This is a genomic window from Clostridium prolinivorans, assembly GCF_004011155.1.
Taxonomy (GTDB): Bacteria; Bacillota; Clostridia; order Clostridiales; family Clostridiaceae; genus Clostridium_AT; species Clostridium_AT prolinivorans.
In genome coordinates this window covers 165887-182382 of sequence record NZ_RJWG01000003.1, presented here as the reverse complement: position 1 = coordinate 182382, position 16496 = coordinate 165887, and the positions used below count along the sequence as shown (strand labels likewise).

The 16496-nt window shown below is 27.5% G+C and carries 13 protein-coding genes and 1 other annotated feature (1 of these 14 cut by a window edge); of the genes, 3 read left to right on the top strand and 10 right to left on the bottom strand.

Features of this window, described 5'->3' with window-relative positions; translation table 11 throughout:
* Nucleotides 1–15: 15 nt before the first annotated feature.
* From EGD97_RS04985 to EGD97_RS04965, 5 genes are all read right to left on the bottom strand, one after another.
* Entirely contained in the window at nucleotides 16–630 is a 615-nt protein-coding gene (locus tag EGD97_RS04985) for a germination lipoprotein GerS-related protein (protein WP_127836631.1), read from the bottom strand.
* Between the two features lie 81 nt (nucleotides 631–711).
* Nucleotides 712–2214, bottom strand: a complete 1503-nt coding sequence (locus EGD97_RS04980; protein WP_127836665.1) for an NAD(P)H-hydrate dehydratase — start codon at nucleotides 2212–2214, stop codon at nucleotides 712–714.
* Entirely contained in the window at nucleotides 2198–2605 is a 408-nt protein-coding gene (gene acpS / locus EGD97_RS04975; protein WP_127836630.1) for a holo-ACP synthase, read from the bottom strand. The genes EGD97_RS04980 and acpS overlap by 17 nt, the downstream gene beginning before the upstream one ends.
* Nucleotides 2606–2701: 96 nt before the next feature.
* Entirely contained in the window at nucleotides 2702–3055 is a 354-nt protein-coding gene (locus EGD97_RS04970) for a DUF6514 family protein (protein ID WP_323052675.1), read from the bottom strand.
* 332 nt (nucleotides 3056–3387) lie between these two features.
* Entirely contained in the window at nucleotides 3388–3981 is a 594-nt protein-coding gene (locus EGD97_RS04965) for a hypothetical protein (RefSeq protein ID WP_127836629.1), read from the bottom strand.
* A 303-nt stretch (nucleotides 3982–4284) separates the two neighbouring features.
* On the opposite strand from EGD97_RS04965, the gene pgmB reads away from it, so the two are divergent.
* The 3 genes from pgmB to EGD97_RS04950 all read left to right on the top strand — a co-directional run bounded on the left by pgmB (nucleotide 4285) and on the right by EGD97_RS04950 (nucleotide 10202).
* The gene (pgmB, locus tag EGD97_RS04960; protein WP_078682771.1) at nucleotides 4285–4935 is read left to right on the top strand and encodes a beta-phosphoglucomutase; all 651 of its coding nucleotides are present in this window, start codon (nucleotides 4285–4287) and stop codon (nucleotides 4933–4935) included.
* Nucleotides 4936–5018: 83 nt separating this feature from the next.
* On the top strand, nucleotides 5019–7322 hold the full coding sequence (locus tag EGD97_RS04955; protein ID WP_127836628.1) for a glycoside hydrolase family 65 protein: 2304 nt from the start codon (nucleotides 5019–5021) through the stop codon (nucleotides 7320–7322).
* A 309-nt stretch (nucleotides 7323–7631) separates the two neighbouring features.
* Nucleotides 7632–10202: an FAD-dependent oxidoreductase gene (locus EGD97_RS04950; protein ID WP_078682773.1), complete on the top strand. Its 2571-nt coding sequence runs from the start codon at nucleotides 7632–7634 to the stop codon at nucleotides 10200–10202.
* A gap of 126 nt (nucleotides 10203–10328) precedes the next feature.
* On the opposite strand, the gene EGD97_RS04945 is transcribed toward EGD97_RS04950, so the two are convergent.
* From EGD97_RS04945 to EGD97_RS04925, 5 genes are all read right to left on the bottom strand, one after another.
* The gene (locus EGD97_RS04945) at nucleotides 10329–11327 is read right to left on the bottom strand and encodes a GGGtGRT protein (protein ID WP_078682774.1); all 999 of its coding nucleotides are present in this window, start codon (nucleotides 11325–11327) and stop codon (nucleotides 10329–10331) included.
* 13 nt (nucleotides 11328–11340) lie between these two features.
* A complete protein-coding gene (locus EGD97_RS04940; RefSeq protein WP_127836627.1) occupies nucleotides 11341–12033 on the bottom strand; it encodes an iron-sulfur cluster assembly scaffold protein in 693 nt (230 codons plus the stop codon).
* Nucleotides 12034–12217: 184 nt separating this feature from the next.
* Nucleotides 12218–13930: a methyl-accepting chemotaxis protein gene (locus tag EGD97_RS04935; RefSeq protein ID WP_164850161.1), complete on the bottom strand. Its 1713-nt coding sequence runs from the start codon at nucleotides 13928–13930 to the stop codon at nucleotides 12218–12220.
* 80 nt (nucleotides 13931–14010) lie between these two features.
* The gene (locus EGD97_RS04930) at nucleotides 14011–14916 is read right to left on the bottom strand and encodes a phosphate ABC transporter substrate-binding protein (protein ID WP_078682777.1); all 906 of its coding nucleotides are present in this window, start codon (nucleotides 14914–14916) and stop codon (nucleotides 14011–14013) included.
* Between the two features lie 127 nt (nucleotides 14917–15043).
* Complete coding sequence (locus tag EGD97_RS04925) at nucleotides 15044–16360, bottom strand: dicarboxylate/amino acid:cation symporter (RefSeq protein WP_127836625.1); 1317 nt, start codon at nucleotides 16358–16360, stop codon at nucleotides 15044–15046.
* Between the two features lie 104 nt (nucleotides 16361–16464).
* Nucleotides 16465–16496, bottom strand: a binding site (T-box leader) (it continues 204 nt past the right edge of the window).

Here is a 16496-nt window from a genome sequence, read left to right as displayed (position 1 = left end):
TATTATAAAATTATTTCATTTATTCTCCGTTTGAAATAGATTTTTATTAAGCTTTGGATTAACTTCAAAGTTTTTATAGGTTACCTTAATTTTTTCATTGTTTTTTTCATCATATATGAAAATATATTCAGGTATATAGTTTTCAAGATTAACATACATTTGTGCATTATCAATTTCTTTATTTGAAGTTGGAATAATAAGTTTTATAATTTGATATTTTTTTCCATCTATTTCTTTAAAATCATATTTTATTTCTTCATTAGTATATAAAAGTTCAATGTATTTTTCAATAAAAGTATATATAAAACCTTCATCAAATTCTTTATCAACAGTATATTTAACATTATTTTTTATATCATTAGCATATATCTTGTCCTCTTTATAAACAAAAATTTTATCTTCACCAAGTTTCATCACATGACCTAAATTTTTATCATAGTAATGTTTCCCTTCGTAAGTTATTACTTGTTTATCATTTTTTATTTCCATTTTAAAATCTGATGTATATGTGTTTAAATCTTTTAAAAAATTAACTACTTCCTCAGGGCTTTTATTTTTTTTTATGCAAGATCCAAATACTATAGGAAAAATAAGCATCAGAGAAAATAGTATTAATATTTTTTTTCTCATGGCAGCCTCCAAACTTAAATGTACTTCAATATTAATACTATTCTTATTATTTTATTAATATTCTTTAATTAAAATTTCATTTCAATTATTTTGAATTTCTTTTATTATATAAGGAATACTTTCTAAAAGATGACTTGCATTTACACAAAACATATCTTCAGAAAGATTTTCTCCAGCATATCCATGTATAAATGCAGAAATATATGTAGCTTTTAAAGGCTCATATTTTTGAGCTGCAAAAGATGCTATAATGCCAGTTAAACAATCTCCCATACCACCTGAAGCCATAGAACTATTTCCAGTTGAATTTATAAATATATATTCTCCATCAGTTATTACAGTATTATATCCTTTTAATAACACTATAATTCCATAATCTTGTGCTAATTTTTTAGAAACCTCTATTCTATGTTTATTTATATATTCTGTTTCAAGACCTGTTATTCTTGACATCTCTCCTACATGAGGAGTTATTATAACTTTACATTTTTTGTTTTTTAAAATATAAAGGTTGTCTTTTAGCACATTTATTCCATCTGCGTCTATAATTACAGGGCATTTAGCATTTAATAGCACATATTTTAGAATTTCAAAAGTTTTTGTATTATTCCCAAGTCCAGGACCTATAGCAATAGCATTGCTTTTTTGTATTAATTCTTTAAGTTTAATTTCATCATTATAAGATATGGTCATAGCTTCTATAAGCTTAGAACTTAAAATATCTTGTATTTCTTCATTACATGCTAAAGTAACAAGACCTGCTCCGCTTCTTACTGCTGCTTCAGTGCATATATATGAAGCTCCAGTAAAACCTTTTGACCCTGCAATAATTAATACTCTTCCATAATCTCCTTTATGAGAATATTTATCTCTAATTTTAATACTATTTTTTATAAGAGTTTTATCTACAATAAATTCTTTATTATAAAATTTATCTTCTACAAATTTTGGAATTCCAATATCTTCTACAATAATTTCTCCTGTGTATTTATCATTTCCATAATTTAAAAAACCTCTTTTATAATACTGAAAAGTAACTGTTTTATTTGATTTTATGCAGTTTCCCATAACTTCTCCAGTATCCCCGTTAAGCCCTGAGGGTATATCTATAGATAAAGTAAATTTACTATTTTCATTTATTATAGTTATGGCTAAATCATATATACCTTCTATATTTCTTGTAATTCCTGTTCCAAATAAGGCATCTATACACATATCACAACGTGTTGCTACCTCTTTTAATTCATTGGCATCTTCTAAATTATTTACTTTATTAATTTTCAATCCCATATTTTTTAAAATATTATAATTTGTTCTGCAATCAGAAGTCATTTTATCTTCTGAACCTATAAAAAATACTTCTATATTTTTATTAATTGAAAAAAGATGTCTAGCTACTGCAAAACCATCTCCACCGTTGTTCCCAATTCCACATAAAACTAAAAAACTTTTATAACAATCAAAATCTATATTTTTAATTATTTTAAGGGCTGCATTTTCCATCAAAACAATGCCGGGTATTTTCAAAACTTCTATACAAAATTTGTCAACTTCTCTTGTTATAGAACTAGAAGCTATTTTCATTTCCTTCACCTTCATTTGAATTACTTTCGATTAAAGCATAAGCAATAGCATTATCTTCTCCATGACTTATACTTATATGTATTTTGCATTCCCCGTATTTTTGTATTAAAAGTTTAGCTTTACCTTTAAGTACAACAATAGGTTTTCCTAATGCTGTTCTATCTATTACTATATCTTTAAAATCAAATCCTCTAAAACCTGTACCTAAAGCTTTAGAAACAGCTTCTTTAGCAGCAAATCTTCCAGCTATATACTCTGGTCTTAAATTTCTGCTTTTTAAATATTCGATTTCTTCTTTGGTAAATAACTTATCCATAAATTTATCATTTTTATCTAAAGCTTCCTTTATTCTTCTTATCTCTACTATATCTACTCCGACACCAATTATCATTAAATTCACCCCTAATTTATATTGGTACTTATATTTTACCACTAAAATTTTTTTAATAATAGTAAAAAATAAAAAAGAGGAAAACTCACCTCTTTTTTAATAAGCAGATATTTCTTTTAAAGCATCATCAAAATCTACAATATATTCATCTATATACTCACCTAAAACATCTATAAGATGTATTGGCGAAACGCCTCTATCATATAAAAGCTTTAGGAGATTATGTACTTTATGTCTATGTGGACTTATACTTTCAACACAATCTCTTTCAATATTTACTATGGATCCATTTACAACATCTTGTCTTTCTATTTCAATTCCATAAGATTGAACTTTCATTTCATCTCCACCTAAAGTAAGAGAAACAGTATTTCTTGTAAGCCTATAAAAATAGTTTCTCTTCATATCTTCACATACTTCATTTCTAATCATATTTTCAACTATCATCATAACATTTTGTTCTATGTATACTTTATAATTTTTATTTAGAAATAAACTTGTCCACATTATTAACATTAACTATTAACATATGTGGATTATTTTTTACTATTTTAAAATCAGCTACATAGAACATTTCTTCACCCCCTGAATAACTCTTTACCACAATATTAACATTATTAACATAAAAACATTGTCGTTTTATGAAAATGTTATCAAATTTCTTGTACCCATAATATGACATGTAAATCACATTAGTTCCATTAGTTACAAAATTATATGGATTTTGATTACATATTTTATATATATTATTGTGAATTGTGTCGAATCCACAATAATAATGACTATATTTTTTTATTTAATACAGTATCATTTATCACTTGTACAATTAAGCTTTCTTTTATTCTTATGTACTTGCAAATATCTTCCAAAATCAAAATACATGCAATAACAGCTCCAATATCTTCCCCCTTATATTCTGTTAGAAAATAATCTCTTTTGTACTTATCCACAATATCTTTTTTGCATTTTATTTCACTATAAATGGATTGCAAAGTATGATACAAAATAGAGTAAGAAATAGTTACAAAATCCTTTTGAGATTTTTCACTGCCATTTATCACATCCTTTATTATTTTATTTAAAGCTGCATTTTTATAGTACTCTTCTATTTTTATGTTATAATTGTTTCCAATATGCTTACCTAATATATTTGCATCTATTACTGCTATTTCTCCGTTTGTGTTGAAAAGTATACTAAATTCTATATCCTCATTTTTTTCTTTTTTTATTTCTTGTATAATTTTTTTCATTCTATAATTAAAACTTGAAGTAAATTTTGAATCTAATACAAAATATTCAAGTTCTCTAGCTGAAGCTACAGAAACAAAATCAGAAAATTTTTTATATATTTTTTTCATAAATTCTTTATTTTTCATTTTCTCATCCTCCGTTAACACTTTTTTATTTTATGCATAAAATAAAAAATTATACAGAAGCATTTAAATAAATATTTTTGTATAGTTTTCTAAATCAAATATATATTTCTTTATTCATTTGTTTAAAAATAGACCTGTATTTAAAATTTTTATTAACCTTTACATTCTTTTATGATATACTTTACATTAAGGTATATTATGCTTTTATCTATGTTTACTCAAAATATTTTTATTTATTTATTTTGAGTTTACGCTTTTATTAAAGTTTTATAAATTATATAAAAAACTGTGGGAGGGTTTTAATTGAAAGATGTAAAAGCTTGTTTATTTGATTTAGACGGAGTTATAGTAGACACCGCAAAATACCATTATCTCGCTTGGAAAAGATTAGCAGAAGAATTAGGCTTTGAATTTACTAAAGAACAAAACGAAAGACTTAAAGGTGTAAGCCGAATGAAATCCTTAGATATACTTTTAGAAATTGGAGGTCTTTCTTTTGATGATAAAACAAAAGAAAAACTTGCAGAGAAAAAAAATAATTGGTATGTAGAGTATATATCTAAAATGGATTCTTCAGAGATACTCCCAGGGGTAATAAGTTTTTTAAACTCTTTAAAAGAAAATAATATTAAAATAGCTCTTGGTTCTGTAAGCAAAAATTCAAAATTAATATTAGAAAAAACAGGTATAACACACTATTTTGATGCAATAATAGATGGAACTAAAATAACTCATGCTAAACCTAATCCTGAAGTTTTTCTTAAAGGTGCTCAAGAATTAAATATAGATCCAAAATATTGTGTAGTATTTGAAGATGCACAAGCAGGAATAGAGGCAGCTATAAATGCTGGTATGCACAGCATAGGTGTTGGTTCCCCTGAAATATTAAATAAAGCTGATTTAGTCATACCATCTTTTGAAGATATGACAATAGAGAAACTTTGGTTAGTTTGATTTAACTAACCTTAAATTTATAATCTTTATGCAAACGCTTGTCTATATTTAATTTTATTTTATGAAAGGAAGATGTAAATATTATGAAACAATATTTTAAAATTGATGAATGGAATATAATCGAGGAAAATTTTTCTCCTGAAGAAAATAGAGTTGCAGAAAGTGTATTTAGCTTAGGAAATGGTCATATGGGACAAAGGGCAAATTTTGAAGAAAAATATAGTGGTGATTCTCTTCAAGGTAGTTATATGGCTGGAGTTTATTATCCTGATAAAACAAGAGTAGGCTGGTGGAAAAATGGATATCCTGAATATTTTGCTAAAGTTTTAAATTCAACAAATTGGATAGGCATAGACATAGTTATAAACGGTGAAACTTTAGATTTAGCTAAAGCCAAAGTGAAAAATTTTAAAAGAGTTTTAAATATGAAAGAAGCTTACTTAAAAAGAACTTTTACAGCTACTTTATCTAATGGAAATACAGTAAATGTAGAAAGTTTAAGATTTTTAAGTGCAGTATATCCTGAAATTGGTGCTATAAAATATTCTATAACTCCTGTTAATTTTTCTGGAGAAATTATAATAACACCTTATTTAGATGGTGATGTTATAAATGAAGACTCAAATTATGATGAAAAATTTTGGGAAGAAGTTGAAATTATTCCATCGTCAGATATTTCAACTTTAGTTATAAAAACAAAAAAACTTGATTTTCATCTTTCCTCTTCAATGAAATTTGATGTATTTAAAGATGGAAATTTAATAAAAGATGAAATAAAAATAGATAAAAAGGAAAAATTTGTTTCAAATACTCTAAAAATTCATGCTGAAGAAGGAAAAGAAATTGTTGTTTATAAATATGTTTCTAATGTAACTTCACGAGATCACTCTTTAAAAAATTTAGTTCCTTATGGTAAAGAAATATTAACAAAAGCCTATAATGAAGGCTTTGAAAATCTTTTAAAAAATCATATTAAAGTTTGGGAAAACAAATGGTTGGAAAGTGATATAGTTATTGAAGGAGATACTGCTGCACAACAAGGAATCAGATTTAATATATTTCAGCTTAATCAAACCTATACTGGTGAAGATGAACGTTTAAATATAGGTCCTAAAGGTTTTACTGGTGAAAAATATGGAGGAAGCACATATTGGGATACAGAGGCCTACTGTCTGCCTTTTTATTTATCTACTTCTGATCAAAAGGTAGCTAGAAATTTATTAATTTATAGATATAAACACCTTGAAAAAGCTAAAGAAAATGCTAGAAAGCTTGGTTTTAAAAAAGGTGCATTGTACCCAATGGTTACAATGAATGGTGAAGAATGTCATAATGAATGGGAGATAACTTTTGAAGAAATTCACAGAAACGGAGCAATAGCATATGCTATATACAATTATGTAAATTATACTGGAGATAAATCTTATTTAGGTCAATACGGATTTGAAGTTCTTGTTGAAATATCAAGATTTTGGGAAGAAAGAGTTCACTACGCTCCTAGAAAAGGTAAATATGTAATTCATGGAGTTACAGGCCCAAATGAATATGAAAATAATGTAAATAATAATTGGTACACCAATAGAATAGCTTCATGGACAATGGAATATACTTTAGAAGTTATAGATTATTTAAAAAATAATGAACCTGATAGATATAATGAATTGATTAACAAACTTGATCTTAAAGAAGAAGAAATCATTAAATGGAAAGATATTATAAAAAATATGTTTTATCCTGTAGATGAAGAGCTTGGAATATTTCTGCAGCAAGAAGGTTATATGGATAAAGAACAACGTCTTGTGTCAGAATTAAGCGAAGAAGATAGACCTTTAAATCAAAAATGGTCTTGGGATAGAATATTGCGTTCTTGTTTTATAAAACAAGCCGATGTACTTCAAGGTTTATATTTCTTAGAACATTTATATGATGATGAAACTATAAGAAGAAACTTTGAATTTTACGAGCCTAGGACAGTACACGAATCTTCTTTATCACCATGTGTTCATTCCATTTTAGCTTCAAAACTTGGAATGCATGATAAAGCTTATGAAATGTATTTAAGAACTTCAAGGCTTGATTTAGATAACTATAACAATGATACAAAAGATGGATGCCATATAACAAGTATGGCTGGAACTTGGATGTCAGTTGTGCAAGGCTTTGGAGGTATGAGAGTTAGAAATGATAAACTTCATCTAAATCCATTCATACCAAAACACTGGCAATCATTTTCTTTTAAAATCATGTTTAGAGGTACATTATTAAAAGTCAATGTAACTAAAGAAAATATAATAATATCAAACGAAAGTTCTAAAGATTTGATATTATCTGTATATGGTAAAGATTATAAAATTAATGCAAATGATACTTTAAATATTGCATGCTAATAACAAAAATATCAAGTAAAGCTAATAATAATTTCACAAATAGAAAACTATATACTAAATAATAAATAGAAAACTCGGGACATAATCTCGAGTTTTTTCTTTAAGCAAAAATAGCTTTAAAAAATATTTGTTATTTTTAAAACATTTTTCTAACTTTCAATATTACACATATAAATTAGACATACTAAATATATTAAATTTTATTGAAAATTATATTTTTATATAATATAATTAATTCATAAATAATTATTGTTAATTAATAGTCATAGTAATAATGAAATTTATTGGAAAGAAAGGTGATTTAATATAATGAAAGCACTAGAAGTAAAAAAAGACATATATTGGGTAGGTTCTTTAGACCCAGATCTTAAAATTTTTGACATAGTAATGTATACTCCTTATGGCACAACTTATAATTCATATGTTGTAAAAGGAAGTGAAAAAACGGCTTTATTTGAAACAGTAAAGGAAAATACTTTTGATCAATATATCGAAAGATTAAAATCTTTAAATGTTAATTTTGATGAAATAGCTTATATAGTAATAGAACATACAGAACCAGATCACGCAGGCTCCGTAGCAAAACTTTTAGATTATGCAAAAAATGCTAAAATAGTTGGTTCTGCCACTGCTATAAGATTTTTAAAGCAAATAGCAAACAGACCTTTTGAATCTATAGTAGTAAAAAATAATGATACTTTAAGTCTTGGAAATAAAACATTAAGATTTATTGATGCTCCATTTCTTCATTGGCCTGATTCTATATACACATATATAGAAGAAGATAATACGTTAATGACTTGTGATTCTTTTGGAAGCCACTATTGTTTTGAAGATATGTTTGTTGATTTAATTCCAAAAGAAAAGCAAAATGAATATATGGATGCTTTAAAATATTACTATGATTGCATAATGGGACCATTTAAACCCTATGTTTTAAAAGCTTTAGATAAAATTAAAGATTTTAAAATAGACACAATATGCACAGGTCATGGACCAATACTTAGAGGTAATATAGACTTTTATAAAGATATTTATCGAAAATGGAGTACTGAAACTGCTCCTCAAGATAAAAAAGCCAGAGTCGTTATTCCTTATGTCTCTGCTTATGGATTCACTGAAGAAATTGCTAACAAAATTGCCCAGGGAATAAAGTCGAAAATAAGCGATGCAATTATCGACATTTACAATGTAATTTATCATAAACAAGAAGAAATACTAGATAAAATATATTGGGCAGATGCCGTACTCTTTGGCTCTCCAACAATAAATGGAGATGCTTTAAAACCTATACTTGATATTTTAACTTCTATGAACCCATTAGTACATGGAGGCAAAATATCCGCAGCTTTTGGTTCTTTTGGATGGAGTGGCGAGGCTGTACCTAATATTGAAGCAAGACTTAAATCTTTAAGAATGAATATTATAACTCCTGGACTTAAAATAAACTTTAAGCCAAGTGAAGAAGATCTTTTAAAAGCCTATAAGTTTGGTGAAAGTGTAGCTATTAAAATAAAAGAAAATACAAATAATGGAGTTAAACCATCAAAAAAATCTAACTTGAAAATTTGGAAGTGTATTGTCTGTGGAGAAGAATTTGAATCAGAAGAAGCCCCTGAGGTTTGTCCTGCTTGTGGTGCAGGAAAAGACCAATTTATAGAAGTAAAAAGAGAAGAAATAAAATTTAAACAAAATAAAAAAGAAAAATACGTTATAGTTGGAAATGGTATATCAGGCTATTATGCTGCAGATTCTATAAGAAAAAGAAATTCTGAAGCAGAAATAAATATAATTTCAAATGACAAAGTTTTAACTTATTATCGTCCTCAACTTTCAGACTACTTAAATAAAGATATTTTAGATAAAAATTTCTTTGTAACTCCTGAGGATTGGTATGATAAAAATAACATAAATGTAACTCTTGGAGTAAAAGTTGAATCTATAAATAAAGATAAAAAAACAGTTACTTTAAACAATGGCAAAGAATTAAGTTATGATAAATTAATTCTTGCAACAGGTGCAAGTAACTTTATTCCCCCACTTAAAGGATTTGAAAATAAAGGAGTATATGTTTTAAGAGATATTGAAGATGCTGAAAATATTAAAAAAGAAATGAAAAATGCTAAAAATGCTGTAATTGTCGGCGGCGGTCTTTTAGGACTTGAAGCTGCATGGGAAATGAAAAATGCAGGTTTAAATGTTTCAGTAGTAGAACTAGCTCCAAGGTTATTACCTCTTCAACTTGATGAAGAAGCTTCTCCTTTATTTGAACAAATAGTTGCTGAAAATGGAATAACAGTCTATACTAACGATGCTGCTGAAGAAATTTTAGGAGAAGGATCAGTAACTGGACTTAAATTAAAAACTGGTAAAATTATTGATGCAGATTTAATATTATTCTCAGTTGGCATAAGACCAAATAAATCTCTAGCAGAAAAAGCAGGTATTTCCGTTAATCGTGGAATATTAGTAAATGAAAAAATGGAAACAAATATAAAAGACATATATGCTTGTGGTGATAGTGCAGAGCTTAATGGTAAAATTTATGGAAACTGGCCAGCAGCTATAGAAATGGGTAAAATTGCAGGTTCTAATGCAGTTGGAGAAGAAATAATATTTAAAGACTTTGTAAATTCTACAGTGTTTAATGCAATAAATACTGAGCTTTTTACAGCTGGTGATATATATCCTAATGAAGGAAACATAAAAACTTTATGTTCTGCAAATAAAGAAAATAAAATTTATAAAAAACTTTTCTTTAAAGATAATAAACTTGTTGGAGCAATACTTTTAAATGACACAAAACAATCTGTAAAAATTATGAAAGCTATACAAAATGCTATGACAATTAATGATGTTATTAAAGATATTAATTACTAAAATTCTTAAGCCACAATTTAAAAAATTGTAATTATGCAAAATATCTTTTTTATATTTTCCATTAATTTTATAATAAAAATGATAGTAATCTTTAAATGAATAAAGATTACTATCATTTTATTTAAATTATTTAGCTGATTCTTCTATTGCAACTGATACTGCAACTGTTGCTCCAACCATTGGGTTATTTCCCATTCCTAAAAATCCCATCATTTCAACATGAGCTGGAACTGATGATGAACCTGCAAATTGTGCATCTGAATGCATTCTACCCATAGTATCTGTCATACCATAAGATGCAGGACCTGCAGCCATATTATCTGGATGAAGTGTTCTTCCTGTACCACCACCAGATGCTACTGAAAAATATTTCTTACCCATTTCATAACATTCTTTCTTATAAGTTCCTGCTACTGGATGTTGGAATCTTGTTGGATTTGTTGAATTACCTGTTATGGAAACATCAACTCCTTCAAGATGCATTATAGCAACACCTTCTCTAACATCATCAGCACCATAGCATTTAACTTTTGCTCTTTCTCCTTTAGAATATGCTATTTCACGAACAACATTAACTTTTCCTGTGTAGTAATCAAACTTTGTTTGAACATATGTAAATCCATTTATTCTTGAAATTATTTGTGCTGCATCTTTTCCAAGACCATTTAATATAACCTTTAAAGGTTCTTTTCTAACTTTATTAGCTGATTTAGCTATACCAATTGCTCCTTCAGCAGCAGCAAATGACTCATGTCCAGCTAAAAATGCAAAGCATTTTGTTTCTTCTCTTAAAAGCATTGCTGCTAAATTTCCATGTCCTAAACCAACTTTTCTATCATCAGCAACAGAACCTGGTATGCAAAAAGCTTGAAGTCCTTCTCCTATAGCTTCAGCACAATCTGCTGCTTTAGTTAATCCTTTTTTTATTGCTATAGCAGCACCAAGTATGTATGCCCAGCAAGCATTTTCAAAACAAATTGGCTGTATGCCTTTTACTATGTTATATACATCTATACCTTTTTCATCACATATTTTTTTTGCTTCTTCTAAAGAGCTCATTCCATATTTATTTAAAACAGAAGTTATCTTGTCTATTCTTCTTTCATAACCTTCAAATAAAGCCATTTATTTTCCCTCCTTACTCATGTCTTGGATCTATTACTTTTACAGCTTCGTCAAATCTTCCATAAGTACCTGTTGCTTTTTTAAGTGCTTCATTTGCATCCACACCTTTTTTTATCATATCCATCATTTTTCCAAGATGAACAAATTTATAACCTATAATTTCATTGTTTTCATCTAAAGCAGTTTCTGTTACATAACCTTCTGCCATTTCAAGATATCTAGGTCCCTTATCTACAGTACTATACATAGTTCCAACCTGACTTCTAAGACCTTTTCCTAAATCTTCAAGTCCAGCTCCTACAGGTAATCCACCTTCTGAAAAAGCTGTTTGAGTTCTTCCGTAAACTATTTGTAAAAATAATTCTCTCATTGCTGTATTTATAGCATCACATACTAAGTCTGTATTTAATGCTTCAAGTATAGTTTTTCCAGCTAATATTTCAGCTGCCATTGCTGCTGAGTGAGTCATTCCTGAGCAGCCAAGAGTTTCAACTAATGCTTCCTGTATAACTCCATCTTTAACATTTAATGTAAGCTTACAAGCTCCTTGTTGTGGTGCACACCAACCTACTCCATGAGTTAATCCTGATATGTCTTTTATTTCTTTAGCTTGTACCCATTTCCCTTCTTCAGGTATAGGTGCTGGCCCGTGATTTGGACCTTTTGCAACACAAGTCATCTTTTGAACTTCTGATGTGTATTCCATTTTTCCATCCTCCCGTTATTAAATATTTAAGTGCAAAAATACTGCCCATAAAATATACTAGTTATATTATAAATATAAATTATAATAACTAGACATTTATATTTTACCACTTGTTATAAATTTCGCAAACTAATCTTTGGAAATGTTAAAGATTTTTATAAAAATTTTTATATTTTTATTTATATTATATCTTAAACATAGAAATTGTTTCTGTTAATTCATTAATCACAGAATTTTCTTCTTGAAGTGAACCTATAATTTGGTTTATAGAAAATGATTGTTTCTCCGTTGATGAATTTACTTCCATAGTAATTATTTTTGATTGTTTTGTAACTTCAAGTATGTTTTCCATAGAACTAATTACTTTACTTTCAACATCCCTTACTTCATTTAAATTATTTTTAAGAATTAAAATTTCTTTTATCAATATATTAGTGTTATTTTTTATATTCATAAATGCTTTTTCTGTTTGCTGCATTGAATTATTTGAAAGTTCAACAATTTCATTGCTTTCATCCATGTGAATTTTAGATTCTTTTATTGCTTTAGTAATATCTCTAATTATTATACTTATTTCTTCTGTTGAATTTTTAGATTGTTCTGCAAGTTTTCTTATTTCGTCAGCTACAACAGTAAATCCTTTTCCTGCTTCTCCTGCTCTTGCTGCTTCTATTGACGCATTTAAAGCTAATAAATTTGTTTTATCTGCTATATCTTTAATTGTACTTATTATATTTTCAATAACCTTAGATCCTTCTGAAAGATTATCAATTTGTTTTGTAAGAATTAAAGTGCTTGTATGATTTTTATTAAGCTTTTCTTTAAGAACTTTTAATGCACTGATACCAATTTCTGTACTTTGTTTTGTATGATCACCATTTTTTATAGTATTTTCAATTTGAATGTTCATTTCATCAATTTTTTTCGATAATACCTCTATTATTTCATCACATTCTTCAATTTTTTCTGTTTGAATTATTGAACCTTCTAATGCATTTCCCATAGCTGAGGCTATTTCTTCGCTTGAAAATCCTATTTCTTCTGAGATACTGGAAATTGTATTGGAATTACTTTTTAGTCTTTCAATTATATTTGCTGTTTTTTCAACTAAATTTTTAATATTTTTTATGGTAATATTTACGCTGTCTGCAATATCTTTAATTTCATCTTGAGTATTTATATTACATCTTATATTAAGTTTCCCTTCACCTAATTCATTTATAGTGTTAGATACTCTATTTACATTTTTTAGTAATATATTGATAAAAATATTAATTGCAATTATTCCTAATAATATAAAAATAACCGTAGTAATACCAACTATAAAATTAACATTAAATATTGTTTTTTCTGCTTTACTTTTATCCACAGCAGTAAGCCACATTCCTAAAGTATTTCCTTTTTCATCAATTAATGGGATAAACATTCCTTCATATTTTTTATTGTCAATTACTATTTCTGTTATTTCTTCTTTCTTATTATTTATTACCGATTTTTTTATATAATCAGGTACTTTTATATTAAGATACCTTTTACCATTTTTATCTTTAATGCTTGTTGATACACATTTATCTAAATTAAAAATTGCAGAAAATGTTTCCGTTTCTTTTGATATCTTATCTACTATAATTGTATCAGTTTCAAGAGGCACATCTCCTCTATAAAGTTTACCATTTATCAAATTAAAATCCCCAATATAAGATTGATTTAAAAATGATGTCCCCATTTTTGAAGCTGCTTTTAGCTGCTGTCTTGAAGTATCTGTAATTATTTTATTAACTTGAACATTAATAACTAAAAAAACAGTTATGCTAAAAATACAAAATAACAATATGTAAGCAGACATTAACTTACCTTTTAGTTTAAATTTAAAAAACTTATCTAAATTCAACTTCATTTTAAATTTATCCTCCTGCATGTTTTAGAAGTTTTTATTTATTTAAGAATTTAAGGCTGGTTAATAAGCCAGCCTTAAAACTATCTAGTAACCTTCATATCAGTTACTGGTATATACCCTAATTTGGTGATTATTGGTTTTACTTCGTCGCTAACCATATAATCTAAAAAAGCTTTTGTAAGTCCACTTGGCTCACCTTTTGTATACATATGCTCATAAGACCAAATTGAATATTTTCCATTTGTTATATTTTCATTATTTAATTCAACGCCATCAAATTTTAATACTTTTACTCCTGATAAATTTGCTTTATCATTTATATATGATGTTGCTAAATATCCTATAGCTCCTTCTGTTTCTTCTATAGTTTTCTTAACAGCTCCACTTGAATCTTGAGTTAATGCTTTTCCTTCAACTTCTTCTTTACCGTCTAAAGCATATTTTTTAAAGGTAGCCCTTGTTCCCGATGATTTAGGTCTATTTATAACTGTTATTTTTAAATCATTTCCCCCAACTTCTTTCCAGTTAGTTATTTCCCCTGTGAATATTTTTATTGTATCAGCCTTACTTAAATTGTCTATATTTACTTTATCATTTACAACTAATCCAAATCCAACTACAGCAACTTTATGATCAACTAATTGTTTTGCTTCTTCTGGTTTTAATTTTTCTTCAGCAAAAATATCAGAGTTTCCAATTTCAACTGCTCCTTGCATAACTTGAGTAAGTCCAGTACCGCTTCCTCCACCTTGTATAGTTACTGTTGCATTTGGATTTTTTTCTGTAAACTGTTTTGCAGCTTGCTCTGCTAATGGCTGAAGTGCTGTAGATCCTGCAGCAGTTATAGAACCACTTATCTCAGTTTTATTGCTTTCTGCTTGATTAGAATTATTATCATTATTTTTATTACCACACCCTGCAAATATTCCTGCAGACATTGTTATTGCCAATGCAGTAATTAATAACTTAATATTGTTCTTTTTCATAAATAAGTACCCCCATCTTAATTTTTTCTTTTTTCTTTCAACATTTTCAATTTTATATCCTTAAAGTTATATAAATATTATGATGAGGTTAAAGAAAATTAACATACTTTAAGATAAATAAACTTAATTATAATGTTAATTTAAGTTCTTCTAATTTTTGATTATTAAATTCTTTTTTATTAAATTCTCCTTCAGAATTTGCAACTAATAAAGCTGATACTGCAGCACCAGTAACATTTGTTGCGGTTCTTGCCATATCTATAACTGTATCTACTCCAAGAAGCATTGCCATACCTTCTACTGGAAGTCCCATACTTGATAATACAACTGTTGACATTATTGATGCAGTTCCAGGGACACCTGCAGTACCAAAAGAAGCTATTGTAGTTACTACAATTAATATTATATATTGACTAAAATTTAAATTTATATTATAAACCCTCGCTACAAACATTGCAGCCATAACAGGATATAATCCACCACAAGCATTCATACCCATAGAAGCTCCCATTGGTGCGACAAAGCTTGCAATTCTATCTGAAATTTTAACTCTTTCAGTTAAACTTTTAATTGTTGCAGGTAGTGTTCCATAACTACTTCTTGTTGTAAATGCAACAATCTGTGCTGGTAATATTGCCTTAAAAAATTTAATTGGATTAACCTTAGCAATAAAAGTTATTAAGGTTGAATGAACTAGAGCTATTTGAATTATGCATGCTATATAAATTGCTATAACAAATTTACCAAGAGGCAATAATGTTTCAAAACCGTACTTAGCAGAAACTCCTGCCATTAATCCATAAACACCATATGGAGTTATTTTAAGTATCATCTTTGTAATTCTAAACATAATTTGAGCAAAACCATTAATAAAATTTATAACTGGCTTTATAACTTCAGGTTTTTTGGAATTTTCAATAACAATAGCTATTCCTACAAACATTGAAAATATAATAACAGGTACTATTTTTGCATTTGCAGCATCTGCTACCGGATTAGATGGAGTTAAATCTATTAAAACATCAGCAAAAGAAGGTATTTCTCTCGCTTTAAAAGAGGCATCCTTAACAATCTTTATACCTGCCCCTGGATCCATAATAATACTTACTATTAATCCAATTATTGATGCTATAGCTGTTGTTGCTATAAGCCATCCAATTGTTTTAAATCCTATGCTTTTGAGTTTAGCAGTATTATCTAAATTAGTTATACTTGAAATCATGGATGTAGTAACAAGCGGAATAACAAGCATTTTAATTAAATTAACATAAATTTTACCAATTGGTTCTATAACTAAAGCATTTTTCTTAAATATTGAACCAATAGCAATACCTAATATCATTGCTATAAGCACTCTATTTCCAAAGCTAATTTTTTTTGTTTTTAAAAAATATAATAAAGATATTAGTAATATGGATACTAATAAAACTGTAAATTGTAACATACTTAATCCTCCTTAAATTTTTATAAGTAAATTATAAGTAAAATATTAATTTATATACCGGCGCCTTGGTATATAAACAAAAAACCTTCTGCCTCTGTAATTTATACAGAGGCAGAAGGTTAAATTCCGCGGTTCC

What these genes read in the sequence shown, in the direction of transcription:
- EGD97_RS04985 (WP_127836631.1), bottom strand. Translation starts at nt 630, where the DNA reads ATGAGAAAAAAAATATTAATACTATTTTCTCTGATGCTTATTTTTCCT.
- EGD97_RS04980 (WP_127836665.1), bottom strand. Translation starts at nt 2,214, where the DNA reads ATGAAAATAGCTTCTAGTTCTATAACAAGAGAAGTTGACAAATTTTGT.
- acpS (WP_127836630.1), bottom strand. Translation starts at nt 2,605, where the DNA reads ATGATAATTGGTGTCGGAGTAGATATAGTAGAGATAAGAAGAATAAAG.
- EGD97_RS04970 (WP_323052675.1), bottom strand. Translation starts at nt 3,055, where the DNA reads ATGATGATAGTTGAAAATATGATTAGAAATGAAGTATGTGAAGATATG.
- EGD97_RS04965 (WP_127836629.1), bottom strand. Translation starts at nt 3,981, where the DNA reads ATGAAAAATAAAGAATTTATGAAAAAAATATATAAAAAATTTTCTGAT.
- EGD97_RS04955 (WP_127836628.1), top strand. Translation starts at nt 5,019, where the DNA reads ATGAAACAATATTTTAAAATTGATGAATGGAATATAATCGAGGAAAAT.
- EGD97_RS04950 (WP_078682773.1), top strand. Translation starts at nt 7,632, where the DNA reads ATGAAAGCACTAGAAGTAAAAAAAGACATATATTGGGTAGGTTCTTTA.
- EGD97_RS04945 (WP_078682774.1), bottom strand. Translation starts at nt 11,327, where the DNA reads ATGGCTTTATTTGAAGGTTATGAAAGAAGAATAGACAAGATAACTTCT.
- EGD97_RS04940 (WP_127836627.1), bottom strand. Translation starts at nt 12,033, where the DNA reads ATGGAATACACATCAGAAGTTCAAAAGATGACTTGTGTTGCAAAAGGT.
- EGD97_RS04935 (WP_164850161.1), bottom strand. Translation starts at nt 13,930, where the DNA reads ATGAAGTTGAATTTAGATAAGTTTTTTAAATTTAAACTAAAAGGTAAG.
- EGD97_RS04930 (WP_078682777.1), bottom strand. Translation starts at nt 14,916, where the DNA reads ATGAAAAAGAACAATATTAAGTTATTAATTACTGCATTGGCAATAACA.
- EGD97_RS04925 (WP_127836625.1), bottom strand. Translation starts at nt 16,360, where the DNA reads ATGTTACAATTTACAGTTTTATTAGTATCCATATTACTAATATCTTTA.